This is a genomic window from Staphylococcus sp. 231237_7MaSpsaltlick (assembly GCF_043107035.1).
Window position 1 is genome coordinate 105,909 of record NZ_JBICNX010000002.1, and the last position, 17,997, is coordinate 123,905.

20 protein-coding genes are annotated in these 17,997 nt (G+C 30.8%); 5 read left to right on the forward strand and 15 right to left on the reverse strand.

Features of this window, described 5'->3' with window-relative positions:
* Positions 1-359: 359 nt before the first annotated feature.
* The 3 genes from merA to ACF91D_RS03710 all read right to left on the reverse strand — a co-directional run bounded on the left by merA (position 360) and on the right by ACF91D_RS03710 (position 2,737).
* The gene (merA, locus tag ACF91D_RS03700) at positions 360-1,682 is read right to left on the reverse strand and encodes a hypothiocyanous acid reductase MerA (RefSeq protein ID WP_327620935.1); all 1,323 of its coding nucleotides are present in this window, start codon (positions 1,680-1,682) and stop codon (positions 360-362) included.
* The gene (gene hypR, locus ACF91D_RS03705) at positions 1,669-2,103 is read right to left on the reverse strand and encodes a redox-sensitive transcriptional regulator HypR (RefSeq protein WP_327620936.1); all 435 of its coding nucleotides are present in this window, start codon (positions 2,101-2,103) and stop codon (positions 1,669-1,671) included. The genes merA and hypR overlap by 14 nt, the downstream gene beginning before the upstream one ends.
* Positions 2,104-2,323: 220 nt before the next feature.
* Positions 2,324-2,737, reverse strand: a complete 414-nt coding sequence (locus tag ACF91D_RS03710; protein WP_369967133.1) for an SRPBCC domain-containing protein — start codon at positions 2,735-2,737, stop codon at positions 2,324-2,326.
* A gap of 252 nt (positions 2,738-2,989) precedes the next feature.
* On the opposite strand from ACF91D_RS03710, the gene ACF91D_RS03715 reads away from it, so the two are divergent.
* Both ACF91D_RS03715 and ACF91D_RS03720 read left to right on the forward strand, forming a co-directional pair.
* Entirely contained in the window at positions 2,990-3,730 is a 741-nt protein-coding gene (locus tag ACF91D_RS03715; protein WP_069792954.1) for a poly-gamma-glutamate hydrolase family protein, read from the forward strand.
* A gap of 152 nt (positions 3,731-3,882) precedes the next feature.
* On the forward strand, positions 3,883-5,187 hold the full coding sequence (locus ACF91D_RS03720) for a TrkH family potassium uptake protein (RefSeq protein ID WP_392436520.1): 1,305 nt from the start codon (positions 3,883-3,885) through the stop codon (positions 5,185-5,187).
* Positions 5,188-5,380: 193 nt separating this feature from the next.
* On the opposite strand, the gene ACF91D_RS03725 is transcribed toward ACF91D_RS03720, so the two are convergent.
* Genes ACF91D_RS03725 through ACF91D_RS03740 form a run of 4 tightly spaced genes read right to left on the reverse strand, consistent with a single transcriptional unit; the run spans position 5,381 to position 9,559 of the window.
* Positions 5,381-6,877: a tripartite tricarboxylate transporter permease gene (locus tag ACF91D_RS03725; RefSeq protein WP_052253461.1), complete on the reverse strand. Its 1,497-nt coding sequence runs from the start codon at positions 6,875-6,877 to the stop codon at positions 5,381-5,383.
* A gap of 18 nt (positions 6,878-6,895) precedes the next feature.
* Positions 6,896-7,381 (reverse strand): tripartite tricarboxylate transporter TctB family protein, encoded by a 486-nt coding sequence (locus tag ACF91D_RS03730; protein ID WP_327620938.1) that lies wholly within the window; start codon positions 7,379-7,381, stop codon positions 6,896-6,898.
* Positions 7,382-7,401: 20 nt separating this feature from the next.
* Positions 7,402-8,400, reverse strand: coding sequence for a Bug family tripartite tricarboxylate transporter substrate binding protein (locus ACF91D_RS03735; RefSeq protein WP_327620939.1), 999 nt, complete (start codon positions 8,398-8,400; stop codon positions 7,402-7,404).
* Between the two features lie 4 nt (positions 8,401-8,404).
* Positions 8,405-9,559, reverse strand: a complete 1,155-nt coding sequence (locus tag ACF91D_RS03740) for a PrpF domain-containing protein (RefSeq protein WP_327620940.1) — start codon at positions 9,557-9,559, stop codon at positions 8,405-8,407.
* A 144-nt stretch (positions 9,560-9,703) separates the two neighbouring features.
* Between ACF91D_RS03740 and ACF91D_RS03745 the strand changes: the two genes are divergently transcribed.
* Together ACF91D_RS03745 and ACF91D_RS03750 are read left to right on the forward strand one after the other, a co-directional pair.
* Complete coding sequence (locus ACF91D_RS03745) at positions 9,704-10,570, forward strand: LysR family transcriptional regulator (protein WP_039069229.1); 867 nt, start codon at positions 9,704-9,706, stop codon at positions 10,568-10,570.
* A 212-nt stretch (positions 10,571-10,782) separates the two neighbouring features.
* Positions 10,783-11,343, forward strand: a complete 561-nt coding sequence (locus ACF91D_RS03750) for a hypothetical protein (protein ID WP_392436523.1) — start codon at positions 10,783-10,785, stop codon at positions 11,341-11,343.
* A 76-nt stretch (positions 11,344-11,419) separates the two neighbouring features.
* On the opposite strand, the gene ACF91D_RS03755 is transcribed toward ACF91D_RS03750, so the two are convergent.
* The 5 genes from ACF91D_RS03755 to ACF91D_RS03775 form a co-directional block, all read right to left on the reverse strand.
* Positions 11,420-12,727: a peptidoglycan recognition protein family protein gene (locus ACF91D_RS03755; protein ID WP_039069226.1), complete on the reverse strand. Its 1,308-nt coding sequence runs from the start codon at positions 12,725-12,727 to the stop codon at positions 11,420-11,422.
* A 307-nt stretch (positions 12,728-13,034) separates the two neighbouring features.
* A complete protein-coding gene (locus tag ACF91D_RS03760) occupies positions 13,035-13,223 on the reverse strand; it encodes a hypothetical protein (RefSeq protein WP_039069225.1) in 189 nt (62 codons plus the stop codon).
* A gap of 304 nt (positions 13,224-13,527) precedes the next feature.
* Positions 13,528-13,770: a hypothetical protein gene (locus tag ACF91D_RS03765; RefSeq protein WP_017723381.1), complete on the reverse strand. Its 243-nt coding sequence runs from the start codon at positions 13,768-13,770 to the stop codon at positions 13,528-13,530.
* 470 nt (positions 13,771-14,240) lie between these two features.
* Positions 14,241-14,651 carry a GNAT family N-acetyltransferase gene (locus tag ACF91D_RS03770; RefSeq protein WP_327620942.1) on the reverse strand — a complete coding sequence of 137 codons (411 nt, stop codon included), beginning with the start codon at positions 14,649-14,651 and terminating at the stop codon, positions 14,241-14,243.
* 54 nt (positions 14,652-14,705) lie between these two features.
* Positions 14,706-15,236: a hypothetical protein gene (locus ACF91D_RS03775; RefSeq protein WP_069792964.1), complete on the reverse strand. Its 531-nt coding sequence runs from the start codon at positions 15,234-15,236 to the stop codon at positions 14,706-14,708.
* 323 nt (positions 15,237-15,559) lie between these two features.
* Between ACF91D_RS03775 and ACF91D_RS03780 the strand changes: the two genes are divergently transcribed.
* Complete coding sequence (locus tag ACF91D_RS03780; protein ID WP_107548668.1) at positions 15,560-16,000, forward strand: hypothetical protein; 441 nt, start codon at positions 15,560-15,562, stop codon at positions 15,998-16,000.
* A 119-nt stretch (positions 16,001-16,119) separates the two neighbouring features.
* Here the strand turns inward: ACF91D_RS03780 and rpsR are convergent, their stop codons facing one another.
* From rpsR to ACF91D_RS03795, 3 genes are all read right to left on the reverse strand, one after another.
* A complete protein-coding gene (rpsR, locus tag ACF91D_RS03785; RefSeq protein WP_002484306.1) occupies positions 16,120-16,362 on the reverse strand; it encodes a 30S ribosomal protein S18 in 243 nt (80 codons plus the stop codon).
* Positions 16,363-16,603: 241 nt separating this feature from the next.
* Positions 16,604-17,299 (reverse strand): thioesterase II family protein, encoded by a 696-nt coding sequence (locus ACF91D_RS03790; protein WP_039069221.1) that lies wholly within the window; start codon positions 17,297-17,299, stop codon positions 16,604-16,606.
* Positions 17,300-17,310: 11 nt separating this feature from the next.
* Positions 17,311-17,943 (reverse strand): 4'-phosphopantetheinyl transferase family protein, encoded by a 633-nt coding sequence (locus ACF91D_RS03795; protein WP_069792965.1) that lies wholly within the window; start codon positions 17,941-17,943, stop codon positions 17,311-17,313.
* Between the last annotated feature and the right edge of the window lie 54 nt (positions 17,944-17,997).

A 17,997-nucleotide genomic window follows, 5' to 3' on the forward strand; every position in this document is an offset into this window, starting at 1 on the left:
ATTTGGTTATCTTTCAGAACGCAGAAAAACCTTAGATGATAATCACCTAAGGTTTATTTATATATTTTTTTTATTTTTCAAAATAGCATGGATCTTTCAGACAAAAATTGATTCTTTTATCAATTGATTTATTCAACATAATAAACACTACCACTTTTTAATTTATATATTATAATCTTTTCAGTATAATATTGGCAGTGATTTGGGCCGACTCCTGCGGGAAAAGCATCAGCCGAAGACTATAGGCTAAGATAGTGCCAGCAGAAAGTGTGCACAAAAAACTACCAACACAGTCTGAGCCAACCCATTAGGTCAGCTCTCTTATATCTATGTTGTAGTTCAAATATATCTTTTAGCTACTACATATTAAATAAATCATTAAACGATTCTACCATTGTAGGGTGTGTGTATATGTTTCCTTTTAATACTTTATAAGATAATTTTTGATCTATTGCTAACTTAATTAAATTTATAATTTCTTCTGATTGTAAACCGTATAGAGTTGCACCTAAAATTTCTTCATTATTTTTATTAACCACTGCCTTGAACAATCCTCTAGAATCATTGTTTATTTTATGTCTAGGGATAGTATTAACAGGTATAGCATTTTCTATCACATTATATCCTTGTTCTTTCGCTTGTGCACCTGTTAATCCTACACGTGCTAATGGAGGATCTATAAATACTGTATAAGGTACGGCGCCACGATTTTCCGTAGAACGTTGACCCTCTCCAAACAATTGCTCTTTTACAATTCTAAAGTCATCCAATGAAATATATGTGAATTGCATGCCGCCTTTAACATCACCTAAAGCGTAAATATTAGATACAGTTGTTTGTAGATATTCATTCACTTTAATTTCTCCATGCTCATCAATTTTTACATCAGTATTTTGAAGGTCTAAATCAGTATTAGGTTTACGACCTGTCGCTATCAATACAGCATCTGCTGTATACTCCCCATTCGATGTATGCACAATTGTACCGTTCTCTGTATCTTCAAATTTCTTTGTATCTGCATTTAAGACGATATTTACATTTTTGTCTGCTAAATCTTTTTTCACTTCAGCGACAATATCTTTATCTTCCTTAGTCATAATATCATTGCTACGCTCTAATACAGTTACTTTTGTTCCGAAATTCGCAAACATAGAGGCAAATTCTAATGCGATATATCCACCACCAATAATTACTAGATGATTAGGCTGGGATTTTAAATTCATAATACCTTCTGAATCGTATAAATGCTGTGATGACTCTATACCTTCAATTGGTGGAATGACAGATTTCGCTCCTGTATTGATGACGATTTGTTCTGAAGTAATAGTTTCCATAACTTCATCTTGCTCGTTCAATAAATTTAATTCATGATTAGATTTAAATTTAGCAGTATAATCTAATACTTCTATATTGTCATCGTCTGCTAAGTTATGATAATTCTTGTTATTTAATGCGTTTACAACATCTGTTTTTCTTGAAAATGCTTGTTCAAATGAACCATGCTCTATTCCTTCATGTACTAATGTTTTGGATGGAATACATCCTATATTGATACAAGTACCACCGTACATCTTTTTAGATTTTTCAATAACTGCTACTTTTTGACCTTGTGCAGCAGCAAATTTCGCTAGTGTTTTTCCACCTTTACCAAATCCTACAATAATTAAATCAAACTGTTTCATGAGAATCCTCCTTTAATACGTCTTTTAATACGTCTTTTATCGTAATATTTTTATAATATGCTGCTAATAAGTCTTGCTCTCTTTGGTGAAATTGAAACATCGTTTGGCCTATTCCCCTGGAAATTTCACAATCACTGCCTTCATCCCCAGTAAATAGTCTACCTTCTGATTTTTCTTCATTGAATAATACAAATAAATCTGCAAGATTTACGTCATTCGTTGATTGATTTGATTGGTAACCTCCAAACTTACCACGACTGGCGTCCAAATATTGCTGTTCATTTAACTTTCTAGTAACGCGACGTAATTGTACCGGGTTGACACAAATACGTTCCGCTAATTCACCACTTGAATACCGTTCATCTGGGTGTTTCACTAAAAAGGTTAAGAGATGCACCGCGATATTAAACTCTAAATTCATAATCATCACCTTTTTAATTGTAACTTTAATAATTACATTATAACTAATCCCACTTTAACAACAAAGTTATTTGCTTACAATTACTATATTCCCAAAAAATTTCATATTAGTAATAAAGCAGGATAAAATTCTAATTATTTTCAGAATTTCACCCTGCTTCCAAACTTTTAATGCACACGTATTTGTTTGTCTATATTAATTTTGTTAGTGTTTATAGATATTACAAGATGGCAGCTCGAATACTTACGTTATGTTCCAAATATGCTTTTAAACAACTAAGCATATACACCCAGCCCTCTTTTTGTCCTAATAATTGTTCTACATCCTGGGCATCAAAATCTTTCTCTATTGTAGTAACTACTGTACTATCGTCAACGCCCTCAAATTGAATCTTTACAGGATGATCCCCCCAAATAAATTCAATACTTTTATTTTTCTTTATTTCTTCTATCTGAATATTTAATTCTGCATTATATTCTTCATAACAGAGGGTGATGGTTTTACCTTGTTCCCATCTTGCTGAACTTGAAGAAAACCAAAAACCTCCAATTTGATTTGGATTTACAAAAGCTTCAAACACATTTTCTTTTGGCACATTTACTTGTATTTTTGTAACAATATCCAAGTCACACACATCCTTTCTTCAAGTTAATACTACATTTTCACACTTCTATTATATACATTTTACACTAACGCCACAAAATACACCTTATTACAAAATCATGAAATTACATACTACAGATTATGCATTATAAAATTATATTTATTAAGATTGTAAATATTAAATACCCTAATAGTAATGCAATTGTAAAAAACGTATCGGTCGGTATTATCCTTATTTCTGTTATAATTTCATCATCGCTACTATAAAATTAAGGAGATATCTATGAAAAATATAATCCATTCTTATTTATATTATTTGATCATGTTACTTATAGTAGGTGTCATTCTAACTTCCTTATATGTATTATATGTTTGGAAAAATGATCAATCACAAAACCAGGATTACTATAAAAGTTTTTCAGAACTTAAAGCTGATACAAAAGAAGGACGTGATTGGCAAGTTAATACAAAGACAACAAATAATAAAGATATATTAGTTACTGCCATTCATGGTGGTGGGATTGAACCAGGTACTTCTGAATTAGCAAAGATTATTTCTAAAAAAGGGGATTTTAATTTATATAGTTTTGAAGGATTATTAAAATCAAATAATGCCAAGCTGCACATTACTTCAACCAGCTTTGACGATCCTAAATTAAAAGATATGGTTTATAAGTCTAATGAGTCTATTTCAATCCATGGCATTAGAGATGAAAAAAAAGTAGTTTATATTGGTGGGAAAGATAAAGATATGTCTCAATCCATTCAAAAAGAATTAGAAAAAGAAGGATTTAATGTAGAGAAAAGCCCTAATTATGTAAATGGGGATTCCAACAACAACATCATTAATAAAAATGATACAGGGTCTGGTGTTCAATTAGAAATTTCAACAAAATATCGCAAATCTTTCTTTGACAATGGAGATTTCAATCGGAAAACGCGAGAAAATACTAATGACTATAAACAATCTATTTACGATTTTGCCGAAGCCGTTACTAAAGGTATCAAGAAACAAACCAATTAAATTTATTTCCAATAACATCGAGAAACCCTTTTATTGATAAAGGTATTTCTCGATCTTTATTTTTTCTAAATATTTTCTTTTATATTTGTCTTGCTTTTTAAAACGATAGGTATAAAATACTGTTTATTAAAATTAGTAAAGGAAATGACCAAATGAAAATATTAAATAAACCTTTGTATTTTTACCTTTTACTTTTTATAACTACAACATTAATTGGTTCATTACTTTTGTACTTACCTGTTACTGGCAAAAAACCTATTGATTTTATAGATGCATTTTTCATAGCTTCCAGCGCTTTTACAGTAACCGGTTTAGTCACTGTTGATGTTTCATTACAATTCAATTGGTTTGGCGACCTTATTATAATGCTATTAATTCAAATAGGTGGTCTTGGTATCGTGACAGTCACATTATTGACCTTTATATTAATAAATAAAAAAATAAGTTTAAAGAACCGTTATCTAGCAATGGCAATGTGGAACATTGATCAACCAGGAGGTATTATACGCCTTATTCTTCAATTTGTAGTATACAGTGTCGCTACTGAAATCTTGGGAGCTATATTTATTGCCCTCTCATTTGTCCCTAAATATGGTTTTGGCCAAGGCTTATTTTTAAGTATGTTTACATCAATTTCTGCATTTAACAATGCTGGTTTTGCTCTATTCAAAGATAATTTAATGAGTACGATTAATGATCCAATTATTACTATCACCATTCCGTTACTCATTATTATGGGCGGCATCGGTCCTTTAGTGTTCTTTGATTTAATCATGTCTCAAAAATTAGCACACTTAAAATTACATTCTAAGATTGTACTAAGCACATCACTCATATTAATTATTTTAGGTTCTGTACTATTTTTCATTTTAGAAAATCACGCTACATTAAACCATTTATCACTTCTGGAAAAAATAGGGGCTTCATTCTTCCAATCTGTCACAACACGTACTGCAGGATTTAACACTTTAGACATTGGACAAATCACGGCACCAACTTCAATGATGATGATGTTATTAATGTTCATTGGAGGCGCACCTATTAGTGCAGCTGGTGGTATTAAAGTAACAAGCTTGATTTTAACTCTATTGTTCATTATCAGTACACTAAGAAACGAAACGCATCCTTCCATATTTAAACGATCTATTTCAAATCGAACTTTAAATATGGCCGTTACAATTACACTCTGTGCTACTATATTTGTCTTAAGCATCTCTCTCATAGTCAGTCTACTTAACCCGCACACGCCCTACATGACTGTATTATTTGAAGTTATTTCAGCTTTTGGCACTGTAGGATTAAGCATGAATTTTACAATGGATTACCATACAGCTACAAAAATTATTATTATTGCAACGATGCTGATTGGAAAAATTGGGATTCTCACTTTCGTTCAATTGTTTGTTACCGAAAAGAAATCTTTATTCTATTACGCTAAAGGCAATGTACACTTATAGATTAATTCGGTAGACTAAAATAGCCTAATTACAACTAGTTATTCAAATATAATACACTGAATAGTAATTATATTTGGATACATAAAAAAAGATGATTCCCAACTTATTTTAGATGGAAATCATCTTTTTAGTTTATCCGAGATACCAGAGTCATAGTAATAATTATTTCAAACTATTATTATCTATTAAAAACTTAATTAGAATTCGATGAATTTGCTTTTTTCTTATTCATAATAATTGGGACTACGATGATTAAAACACTAACAACCAATAAAATAACTGTAATAGGAGAATGGAATAATGATAAAAATTCCCCATTGTTAATTAACAAATGTCTTCTTAATGATGTTTCCATCAAAGGACCCAGCACAATTCCTAAAATTAATGAAGCAATTGAAAAATGATATATTTTCATTAAATATCCTACAATACCAAATAATAGCATAATCCAAACGTTCAATAAGTCATTGTTGGTAGCATATGCTCCAAGTAGAGAAAGTATAATAATAAAAGTCGCTATAATACTATAAGGTGCTTTTAACAATAATGTGAATACTTGAACACCCGCTCTACCTGCAACCAATGTCATGACACTTGCGAATAACATAGCTAAAAATATCGAATATAAAAGTATAGGTTGATCTGATATAAGTTGTGGTCCTGGTTGAACACCTTGTAGCACTAAAGCAGCTAATATTACGGCTGTAGTTGGACTGCCTGGTATTCCAAGAATTAGTGTAGGAATCATTGAAACACCTGCCGCAGCATTATTAGATGTTTCAGGTGCAACTACGCCTTCTGCTTTTCCTTTTCCGAATTCTTCTGGATTTTTAGCTGTTTTCATAGCTACCCCATAACTTACAAAAGAAGCTATAGAACCTCCTGTCCCTGGCAACACTCCAAGTATGCTACCTATTATCGCTGATTTTAAAACTGTCCATTTATATACAATGAAGTCTTTAAACTTAAACACACCTTGTGATAATTTTGAATTTGCATTTAAATTTTGTGGATTACCATTGGTTATTTGTGAAAATACTTCGCCTAATGCAAAAGCTCCAATCATGATTGGAATATAGTCAATACCATTCATCAATTCTAAAGTATTAAATGTAAACCTATCTGTAGCTGTTAATGGATCTAAACCAATAGTTGAAATAAAAATACCAATAAGTCCTGATATAATAGCTTTAACCATATTACTGGTGCCTAAAGCAGAAATAACAGTCATGCCTAAAATGGCTAAAGCAAAATATTCTGAAGCATGTATCTTAAACGCAACCTCTGAAAGTATAGAAGCCAGGGAAAACATTAAGATTACTGCAAATATGCCACCGAACGCTGAACTGCTAATTGCTAACCCCAAAGCTTTTTTTGATTTTCCTTGTTGAGACATGGGATAACCATCAAAAGTCGTTGCCACCGCCTCTGGCGTTCCAGGTGTATTAAATAGAATAGCGGTAACAGATCCGCCATAAGCCGAGCCAACATAAATTGTTGATAAAAACGCTATAGCGGGCAATACATCTAAAAAATATGTGAAAGGTAGTGCTAATACAATCGCCATAGAAGACCCTATACCAGGTAATGCACCTAAGAATATCCCCACTAACAGCCCTAATACGACTAACATAATATTAGCGGGTTCAATTATCGTTAAAAAAGAATCTTTCAATAAGTTTATATTCATTCATTACACCTCCATGTCTCAATATATAAAATTACTAATTTCAGAAAAAATACCAATTCCTTTTGGTAGTGGTATACTTAGTATGTTTCCAAACAAAAACGTAAAAAGTATTGGAACACCTACAGAAAAACTAATAATTTGAATCTTACTTTTTGAGCCTAATAATACTAATAGTAAAGGTGTTAAAAATAAACATGATAAGAAAAACCCCATCTTATTTAACACTAAAATAAATACCGCTATGCCTATAGTTATGATCATTATAATGAGCGCCGGTTTAGTAAATAACGCATTATGATTCGTTTTCTCTTTATTTTTCTTATATTTAACAATCTCTTTAATTAATGTATAAATAAGTAATGCAACTAGAATAAAAAGTATAAAAGTTGGTATACCTGACGCGCCAATTGGATCAACATCTCTTAAATTCTCCATATTTATTGAGTTAATTAAGAAATATCCAAATATAATTAGTAAAATGAAACAAAATAATATACTTCCCATATAATCCCCCCGTTACATGTTTAAATGCCTAAATCATCTGAAATTTCATCAAATTTTTCATACTCCTCTTCTAATTTTTTCTCAAATTCATCTGGACCTAGATAGCCCTCACCTATATCCACTAAATTATTTTTGGCATATTCTTTATATTCTTCAGTTTCATATGCCTCTTTTAATTGTTTTGTAAGCTGTTTTTTCACTGCTTCTGGTGTTCCTTTTTTAATGACAAAGCCTCTCCATGAACCAATATCTACATCTAATCCTTTTTCTTTTGTAGTAGGAACACTTTGAAATTCTTCTATTTTATTAATTCTGTCATCATTAAAAATAACTAGTGGCCTAATTTTATTAGATTTAACATAGTCTACAACATTCACAACTTTATCTAGATATACATCTACTTCTCCGCCTAACGCTGCCGCCTTTACTTCAGATCCCGATTTATAAGGAATAAATTCACTATTTATATTGGCTTCGCTTTTAAATTTACTAGTTGCGAAGTCATCTAAACCTGTCGAACTTGTTCCACCAATCGTAAGTTTATCCTTTTTGCCCTTTTCAATTAATTCATCATAATTTTTGATTGGGCTATCTTCAGCAACAGATAATACATAGATATCGCTTTGTATTTGTACTAGTGGCTCAAAATCATCTAACAATTTAACCTTTTCGCTTTTATCTAAATTATCAGCAATTACTTGGGATGGTGTAATCTCTAACACATTATAACCATCATTTTTTTGTTGATACGTATACAACATCCCCAACAAACCGCTACTTCCATCCTTATTCACAGGTTGAAAATTAACATCAGAGCGTTCGGAAAGAATCTGTGAATATTGCCTTACAAATGCGTCACTGGCGCTCCCTTCACCAAAAGGTATAATCATATTGATTGTTTGATTGGGATACGCTTTAATTGCTTCTTTATCTATGTCGTTACCAGTATTTCCTTTTGCACTGCAGCTTGCTAATAGTATTGATAATGTAATGATGAGTAACCCCTTTTTTTTACTCATATTTTCACTTCCTATCCATTAAAGATATTGGAATAACTGCATTTCCTTCCATGATTCTTCTAGCGGTACGACCAGTACCTCCTTTAATTAATTTGTAAGCACTTTCATTTTTTTGTATAAAAACTTCAGACGAAATGGTACCACTAGGATGTCCTATCTCTATTGTGTTTAGCGTGTCTTTTTGGCAAACTGTAGCCGGAACTGTCCCAGGAATTTTACAAGCGGTTGCCAAGCATATAGAGCCACTCACAGCAAAAGCTGGATGCAATTTGCCCATAGAAATATATCTACCTATTATATTAATATTTTCCTTTTTAATTAAACTGCCTTGTTCTGTTATATAGTCTTTTGGTTCACTGACTAATGCTATTTTAGGTAATGCTTCTAATTCATTATTTACATTGTCTTCATCGCTAAATAACCCCAATAAAACGCCTACTTTAACTCGTAACTTCTCAATTGCTTTTGAAGTCTGTCTCTCATTGATATCCTTTGACAATTCAAATCCTTCAAGAGAAAAATCGCTAGCTTTGACAAAAGCAACAATATTGCCAGTATCTAATATACTTACTTTATACATAATTTCATCCATTTTAATATAGTCAACTAAATTTTCAGTCGGCAATAATTTTCCAGTAAATGCGCCGGATGAGTCAATAAAACTTACTGTAATCTTTGCTCCTGTACCTTCAACACCTGAAATCGAAAAGTCACCTACACTTTTTATCTCTCCTTGATATACAGGGACACGTACTTCCATAATTTTATTTGTATTTGTATTTAAAATTCTAACAGTTGTTTCACCATCTTCTCTCTTTACGAGTCCTTCCTCAACTGCGTATAAACCGACAGCCGACGCCATATTGCCACAAGTCACGTTGTAATCGATGCTTTTTTGATTGATTCCAACTTGCCCAAAATTATAGTAAATATCACTATCGTTTGTATCTGTCATGCCCACAATTGCTACTTTACTAGTAACAGAAGTACCTCCGCCAATACCATCAATTTGTCCGTTAGCAGAGCTTCCATAAATCTTCAAAATTACTTCCTCTCTCATTTTTTTCTCTATGGGCAAGTCTGTATCTTTAAAAATTAATCCTCTGCTAGTTCCTCCCCTCATTAAAACGCATGGGATTTTCAAACTTGTAGTATCCATAATATGCCCCCCTATTAATTATTGAAATATTCAGTTAACTTATATAAAGTATATAAGTATATATTCGATAAATAAAATATTACTTTTTTATGTTTGGTCATCAAAATCTTTTATGATATATATAAAATTTTAGGAGGATTATATATGGATAGTATGGATTGGGAAATTTTAAGAGAATTATTTAAATGCAAAAATATCACACAAACAAGTAAAACATTGAGAACATCACAACCTGCAGTAACATATAGAATTAATAAGCTTGAACAAGAATTTAATGTGAAGATTATCTACAGAAATAAAAAAGGTGTCGTGTTCACTTCGCAAGGAGAAATGATTGTAAATTATGCAATTTCCATGTTAAAAGATAATCAAAAGCTTAAAGAAGAACTTATAAGTCAAGAAAATACTGTGCAAGGGATATTAAGATTAAGTGCTTCTAGTATATTTTCAAGATATCAACTTCCTAAAATTTTGTCGGAGTTTAGCCAAAAATACCCAGCAGTAGAATTTGATGTTAATACTGGTTGGAGCGAAGAAGTTTTCAAATATGTTCATAATGACTATTCTCAAGTAGGCATACTAAGAGGAGATTATAGCTTTTCGTCAGAGAAGATTCGTTTAATGAAAGAAAAGATTTACATCGTTTCAAAACACCCAATTGATATAACTGAGTTACCTCATTTACCCAGAATATATTATAACACCGATACTTCTCTCAATAAGTTAATAGATGATTGGTGGATTGGAAAATTTATAGAGCCATCTTCCATTACAATAAATGTCGACAATATGGAGACATGTAAAGAATTTGTCCAACATGGTTTAGGTTTTTCTATTTTGCCTGGCATTTTATTACGAGATGATGATAATTTGTCTAAAACCCCATGCTTAGATCAACAAGGTGATTATATTATTAGAAATACAGACATGATTTTAAAAGAACAATATCTAAATAATACCGTAGTCAGAGCGTTTTATAATTTCATGAAGGATGTTAATTTAGAATTTTAAAATAATATATGATACCAATGCATTTCACCTAAATATTATACTTTAATCCAATTATATATCGTCACTCACTACTACCTAATTTACTCAAAGATACAGTATTCTTACACATAAAAATATAAAGTTACACCTACAACTAAAATGTAGTACAATATATTTAATATTTTATATTTTAGTGTTCAATAAAATGTGAATTAAAATTAAGGGAGAATGAGATGAACGATAATAAAAAGAATGGATGTATCGGTTGTTTAGGCTGTTTAGTGGTAATTTTATTCATCATATTGTTGGTTGGCGGATGTAGTGCTTTCTTCTATACAGAAAATAATAGCGATAGTACCAAAAAAGAAACTCAAAATAATTCTGATGCTAAAAAGAAAAATAAAGAGAATAAAAATTCCGACACTAATAATAGCAAAAATGAAGAGATTAATACTCAAGAAAATGGCTCTCAAGAATCAAATGATAATAATTACGAAGAGTCAAGTAATGCTTCTGATAATAGCGAAAATAGTAATGATAATGGCAATACTTATAATAATAATCAAAGCCAATCATCTAACAACTATAATAACAGTACCAATCAACAAAACAACTCAAGCACAGATATCGATACACCTGATACTAATGCACCAGACATTGATGCACCTGAAAAGAATGATTTACCAAAAACGCCAGATGTCGATGTGCCTAAGCCAGGTGAAACAACAAAAGATATGCCAGGTTATGATTCATCCAAAGATAGAGATAACGATGGTATAATAAACGAAAAATAAGCAAAAACGACACTTCACAATTGCTGATATCAACAAATGGTGGAGTGTCGTTTTATTTACTAATGTGCTTCATCAATTATTTAATTTTTAGTATTTGTCCTACTTTAATACTATTGGAATCCAACTTATTGTCGGACTTAATTTTGTCGACTGTTGTCTTTTGATTTTTAGCTATACTATATAAAGTATCTCCTTTCTTCACAGTATATGTCTTCACTAAATATAGTGTTTGTCCCTTACTAATATTATCATTTTTTAAGTTATTCCATTTTTTGATATTTTCAACGCTTACATTACTTCTTTTAGAAATATTATACAGCGTATCGCCAGCGACTACTTTATGTGTGTCTCCGGTTATCGTACCACTATTACTTGGCGCTTTTAATTTTAATGTTTGCCCTACTGATAATGTGTTATTGCTTAAATTATTCCATTTCTTAATGTCATCAATAGCTACGCCGCTTCGTCTTGAAATACTATATAAAGTATCGCCTTTAGCCACTTTGTAAGTTGATCCAGTTATTGCGTCATCATTACCGCCACCGTTTAGTGCTTTATAATGTTTTTGAACTAAACTATAAAATTGATCCATGTTATATCCCCATTGGTTAAAATAACCAACTGGGTCTGTGTGGTCCGTGCCACCCCAATATTGACTAATAGCGTTGTGACTAATAATTGTACCTGTACCTTGATTATTATCTGCCAATGATGGTGCCAGTCCATTTTGTTTCAGCATTTTAGCGGCTAAGTAAGCTTGGTTATTTACAGATTTAGCAAAACCATCAAATGTATTTGATCTCGTCAACTCTATTTGATAGAAATATGGATTTGCATTCGCGCCTGCACCCCAGGCTAAATAATTACTTGGTGCTGTTTGGATAATTTTATCACTACTTGCATAAGCATGTACAAAAGCACTCTGATAATTGTTATACATATAATTTACTTCGCCTTCAATCGTACTATTCGGGTTAGCAGTTTCGTGTATAACAACGCCTATAAACTTTCCTGATTTATAATTATATTTGGGTAAATTATTAATACGTGAATCTTGAACGATTTGCGCCGGTTTAATATTATTATTTGCAATATATGTATTTACGTCTTGGTAAGATCTATTTGCAAAAGTACGCATTTCTACTGAATTAGAATTATGTTCTGCAACCTTATTATGTAATCGTAAATCTTCAGGTGTTAGTTGGTCTTTTAAAGCTTGAGGGCTCATCTTTTGTGCTTTATCAAAATCGATTGGTTTACTTGTATTCTCTGCCTTATCTTTTTCCGTCGTTTGCTTTGTAGTATCTTCTTGGGCATATGCCACGGTACTACTTAGTATCAAGCTCGTTGCTACTATTAATGATAAACTCAACCTATACTTCATTTAAAAACTCCTTTTTTATAGCACGCTATTTTATCGCAATGCCTATATTAATTAATCCATCTTATTCTTACAGTTTATAATATTATTCAAATGTTTACAAAAAACTTTATTATTTCGTACTATTTTTTGAACATTCTATATATTAAGTGTTTTAAATATAATAAAAAAATGAGTAAGATAATGAAAGCACAAATATTTCCATTATCTTACTCTTATTAATCTTACATTTGTTTATCAATAAGTTTATTGTCCATAAACCCTCCATTGATAGGAGTTGAAAGTTACAATTTAGCGTCACATTGAACAATTATAAATCGATAATTACACTTGATAATATCGCAATTAATGCAACTATAAGTACAAACACAAGTAAAGTATCAATTTTTCTTTGATTACGTTCTTTATACGGTTTTCTAAATTCTTTTAATGCCACAAAACCTGCAATTAACACTAATAATAGACACACTAAATGTAAAACCAATGCTAATACGGCCATCTTCATCACCTCACACACTTTTATTAAATTATGATTGTGCTTATTTGTTTAAAACCGCTTCATGAACAATTAATTAGAAATCGTTACTCAATAAACTGATAATTAGAGGAATGGTGATTTGCGTAGTCTTTATAATACGCTACCCTTTTTATTGTCTCAAAAAACGCACAGTAAATTTCATTACTTTCTAGATACATTGAGTTTTTAGACATAAAAAAACAAACCAAACGCTAAAATTAGCAAATGGTTTGTCTCTCATTTATTATCCATATTTATCTGTGAAAATTCATATATTGTAAAACCGTCAGTTATTTTCAAAGAAATCTTTTGAATATGTTCTTAATCTACCGCAATTTTCACACAAAACATTTATTAACGTAATGGGTTCATTACCGTAAGTAGCAGATAATAATGGTAAATAGTATTGGCCATCCAATACTCTCATGTTAGGATTATCGCAATTGCAAATACCTTTATTTGTAGCCTTTGACTCAATAATGCTTATGATCCGTTCTTTTTGTATATCAGTGAATTTTTGCATTGTCATAAACTTTACCTCCCAACATATTATATTGTATCCATTATAATATGTTGACTACGTTAAATAAAGCTTAATTTAAAAAAGGCCCTCAATTAAGAGGACCACAGGATTAAAGGAGTTGCGTTCTCCTACACGTCATAGGACGCATAAGAGATTGACCCATTAATCACACACGTCCTAAGACGTGCAAAATTATTATAAATTAATTACTTGTATAAGTAAAATATAAATTATCCAGAAAACGTAATATTTATTAAAGGAAATTTAAACGCTAGTATTAATGGTTTTCTTTAGTAAGCAAGACACAAGGAAAGACGTCAAACTACATAAATACCTAAACCGTAATCCAAAAATAAACCGCCCCGAAAGGCGGTTTATCACGGATGAAGCACTGGAGGTACTTCATATATATAGCGTAACATATAAAAATTAGTATTGCCACGCCTATATTGTTCGATCTATTTTATATTCAAGTATTATGTATTATTTAATATCATGAAACCATTACAATTATAGTTTTCTAGCTTATTCATATTTAAAGATCGATAAAAATTGTTTGTCTTTTCACTATTATCTGTTATTAAAATAATTTGCCTTACATGCTTATACCTGTGTAATGTCATAGTTATTAATTTTCTTCCAATACCTTGTCTTTGATATTGCGGTTTGATTAAAATATCTTGGACAAATACAACTGAGCAGTCGTCACTAAGTGCTCTAATTAAACCAATTAATTCTGAATCCTCCCACACAGTGACAACATAATCCATATTCTTTATCAGTGCTTGGAAATCATAATCGGTACTCAAATAATTCCACCAACCTACACTCGCATATAACTTCTTCAAATTTTCTGTATCAGGTATTGTATGTTCCGAATACCTCATTGAAAGAACTCATTTATAAATATAGTAAATATATAGAGTAAGCATTTTTAAAATTTATAGATACTCTATTAACCAATTACTAATTAAAACCACAAAGATAATATCCGCTAACATCAACAAATTATTCATTGGTATTGTAAAATTTAAAACTTCTAAGCAAATGTAAAAGATACCTATTGCCACAAATAGCTGGAGTATTAAACTCAATACTTTATTTATTTTAACCTTCATTAAAAATATAGCCATGATTATACCAAAAAGTAAAACTACGTAGAACGACATACCTGCCAATCCAATCAACTCATCGGATTTAGAACTATAATCAAAAAACGGAAGTTTGCTTAATACCCTATTAACAAATAAAAGACCTCCAGTAAAGACAATAATTCCAATAAAATGTATCCCTAAACCTTTGATAAATACAATTATCCTAGACTCTCTTTTTTTCAAAACAAACGACAAAACTATATCAATTAATGCTGCAAAAATTACAATTAAAGCAAAGTTCAATAAATAGTGTGACCCATATTCACCTGTAAAAAGATTTATAAAAAATATTAAAGCATCATATAATCCATTTAACATAAGCGGCTCCTTCTAATTAACTTGTTATATAACCATTCAACTCAAATATTTCACTTTTTCATGACATAAATCTTTGATTATATTGAACGATACATAAGTATATTTTATAAGAAGTACCACAAATTTTAAATGATAATTTTCTAATATCACACAATTAAATGTGTTAATATCAATATAAGAATTCAAAAATACCACATATCAGTATTTTGAAAAAGAGACCATTCAGTACTATATACTTTCAATCTCTATGCCCTATTTCAAAACGGTTCGATAATAATATACTTTTATAATTTAAACAGTACTTACTAAAAGGAATGATTAGTATGCAATATACAAAATACTTACCTGGAAAATGGCACATCATAGCTTCTACATTTAAAATTTGGACTTCAGGCAAAAAAACAAATCCTTCTATTACTTATTCAATAATACAATCTCATCCTTTGAGAATTCTTGATAAAGTAACATACCAAACGAGAAATAAATCAAAATCCATTGTCGGTTACGATACACTAGATAACGATCAATTCAATTGGAGAGGTAAAGGCATTTTAAAACCATTTTCGAGCAAATGGAAAATTATTTATATAGACAAAGACGTGTTAATTATTAAGTTTTCTTCTACTTTAGTAACACAGCCTGGAATGGATATTCTTTTACGTAATAAGCAAAATGCTAATTCATATAAAATACAATTATTAAATCACCCAGAAAAATTTAACTTAAACGCCAAAACTATACAGAAATTTAAATGGTTATTTTAATTTTAGACTAAAAACAATTATCTATAGATTAAAATACTAATCTTCATGTTTATTAAAATCAATAAAACAAAAATAACCCCGTAGGTATATGCCTACGGGGTTTTCAGATACAATATCTATTATTGTTCTTCTTTAACATATGGTAATAATGCCATATGACGAGAACGTTTAATAGCTAATGTCAACATACGTTGATATTTAGCTGAAGTACCTGTTACACGACGTGGTAAAATTTTACCGCGTTCTGAGATAAAACGTTTTAATAATTCTGTGTCTTTATAGTCGATGTGTGTAATACCGTTTGCTGTGAAATAACAAACTTTTTTACGACGACGTCCGCCTCTTCTTGGTCCACCTGCCATGGTAACTGCCTCCCTTTAAGTTATTTTTTTAAATACCGTCTAGTTTTAATGTTTATTAATCATTTTATTATGATTCATGTGTTTTTATTTTCTATTAGTAAAAGATTTATAATGCGTGTGAAACATTGTATTAAATCTTTGCGTGTGTGTGCATGTGTAATATTAATCTTATAAAATTATAGACTATTTGTCAACACGTTAAGAATAAATAAACATGCTGAACTCGAAATAATTTGAACATCTAACCATTAAGTACTAATTTTACTTCTTCACTTAAGTCTTTATAATGATTATTTATAAAGAAATGATCGCCTTCAAAGAATCGATAATCTACTTTACCTTTTGTCAGGTCTGACCATTTATACAAAGTATGAGCAGAAATGGAATCTTGTTTCCCTACAAATACTGATAAATTGATATCTACTTGTCTTTCCTTGGGTTTATCGCAATAATAATCGATTGCTAGAAAGTCGTTTTTCAATGCTGGTTTCACAAGTTGCCATAACTCTTCATGATTTAATACTTCTTCAGATGTGCCGCCCTTATCTCTTATAAACTGTTTGAATTCTTCATCATTCATGGCTTCTATATCATTATATTTATCCAAATAGCCAATCGGTTCACTCGCACAAAGGAACATATGCTTTGGTCGATAACCTAATTGATCCAATTTATAATAAAGTTCGTATGCTAATATTGTCCCTAAACTGTAACCTAATAGAATAAACTCTTCAGGTTTTTCATTAATAATTTGCTTAACTAAGTCATCTACCATGTCATCAATACTATCTAGCGCCTCTTCGATTAACCTTTCACCACGTCCTGGTAATTCTAATGGCTTAAATTGAATATAACTTGGTAAATTGTTCTTCATTGGATAATATAACGCTTTATTTCCACCTGCAAATGGTATACAAAATAATGTTGTTTTAGCCATATACTCGCCCCTTAAAGTATAAATTCTGTATTAAAATTCTTTGTTATATCTAATAACTCTGCTTCTAAATCTTGGTTAGCTACATCTAAAATCACTGACAATGCATAAATCCCATACACAATATCATGAAAAAATGAACACGGCTGCATCATTTCATCTTCAGTTTCAATAAGTTGATAACGACCTTGAACTGGTGTAATAGAAAAAGAATCTAATGCTTTATACATGCCCATACCAAGTAATTTTAAATAGCACTCTTTCATCGTCCACACTTCAAAAAAACGATTAAATCGAGAGATTGTACTTTGTGTATCAGTAATGTATCGATACTCTAATAATGAAAAGTATTTTTTGGCAATATCTAAATCTATATTTTCAATTTTTTCCACATCTACGCCCACATTCGCGTCACTCACAACACATATTGAACAACCATCTGTATGAGACACATTGATGTGTTTATCTTTAGGTAATTTTAATACTGGTTTACCATGTGTATTTTCACCAAATTGAATATGCTCAAATTGTATTCCTGTATGCGCTCGTACACAATAATACTTAAACCATTTAGAGTATTGAGGGTGCCTCTTGAGGTTCTGATAATCAAAATCCTGCGTATTTAATACATATATCGTTATTTTCACGGTCACACTTCCACATCACTTAATCAATCAAAACAAATGAAGTAGCAAGTTGTT

Excerpts from the sequence above, each read along its gene's own strand:
- ACF91D_RS03740 (WP_327620940.1), bottom strand. The coding sequence starts at position 9,559 with ATGGATACTACAAGTTTGAAAATCCCATGCGTTTTAATGAGGGGAGGA.
- ACF91D_RS03760 (WP_039069225.1), bottom strand. The coding sequence starts at position 13,223 with ATGGCCGTATTAGCATTGGTTTTACATTTAGTGTGTCTATTATTAGTG.
- ACF91D_RS03715 (WP_069792954.1), top strand. The coding sequence starts at position 2,990 with ATGAAAAATATAATCCATTCTTATTTATATTATTTGATCATGTTACTT.
- ACF91D_RS03770 (WP_327620942.1), bottom strand. The coding sequence starts at position 14,651 with ATGAGGTATTCGGAACATACAATACCTGATACAGAAAATTTGAAGAAG.
- ACF91D_RS03765 (WP_017723381.1), bottom strand. The coding sequence starts at position 13,770 with ATGACAATGCAAAAATTCACTGATATACAAAAAGAACGGATCATAAGC.
- ACF91D_RS03735 (WP_327620939.1), bottom strand. The coding sequence starts at position 8,400 with ATGAGTAAAAAAAAGGGGTTACTCATCATTACATTATCAATACTATTA.
- ACF91D_RS03720 (WP_392436520.1), top strand. The coding sequence starts at position 3,883 with ATGAAAATATTAAATAAACCTTTGTATTTTTACCTTTTACTTTTTATA.
- rpsR (WP_002484306.1), bottom strand. The coding sequence starts at position 16,362 with ATGGCAGGTGGACCAAGAAGAGGCGGACGTCGTCGTAAAAAAGTTTGT.
- merA (WP_327620935.1), bottom strand. The coding sequence starts at position 1,682 with ATGAAACAGTTTGATTTAATTATTGTAGGATTTGGTAAAGGTGGAAAA.
- ACF91D_RS03730 (WP_327620938.1), bottom strand. The coding sequence starts at position 7,381 with ATGGGAAGTATATTATTTTGTTTCATTTTACTAATTATATTTGGATAT.
- ACF91D_RS03725 (WP_052253461.1), bottom strand. The coding sequence starts at position 6,877 with ATGAATATAAACTTATTGAAAGATTCTTTTTTAACGATAATTGAACCC.
- ACF91D_RS03775 (WP_069792964.1), bottom strand. The coding sequence starts at position 15,236 with ATGTTAAATGGATTATATGATGCTTTAATATTTTTTATAAATCTTTTT.
- hypR (WP_327620936.1), bottom strand. The coding sequence starts at position 2,103 with ATGAATTTAGAGTTTAATATCGCGGTGCATCTCTTAACCTTTTTAGTG.
- ACF91D_RS03790 (WP_039069221.1), bottom strand. The coding sequence starts at position 17,299 with ATGGCTAAAACAACATTATTTTGTATACCATTTGCAGGTGGAAATAAA.
- ACF91D_RS03745 (WP_039069229.1), top strand. The coding sequence starts at position 9,704 with ATGGATAGTATGGATTGGGAAATTTTAAGAGAATTATTTAAATGCAAA.
- ACF91D_RS03780 (WP_107548668.1), top strand. The coding sequence starts at position 15,560 with ATGCAATATACAAAATACTTACCTGGAAAATGGCACATCATAGCTTCT.
- ACF91D_RS03755 (WP_039069226.1), bottom strand. The coding sequence starts at position 12,727 with ATGAAGTATAGGTTGAGTTTATCATTAATAGTAGCAACGAGCTTGATA.
- ACF91D_RS03750 (WP_392436523.1), top strand. The coding sequence starts at position 10,783 with ATGAACGATAATAAAAAGAATGGATGTATCGGTTGTTTAGGCTGTTTA.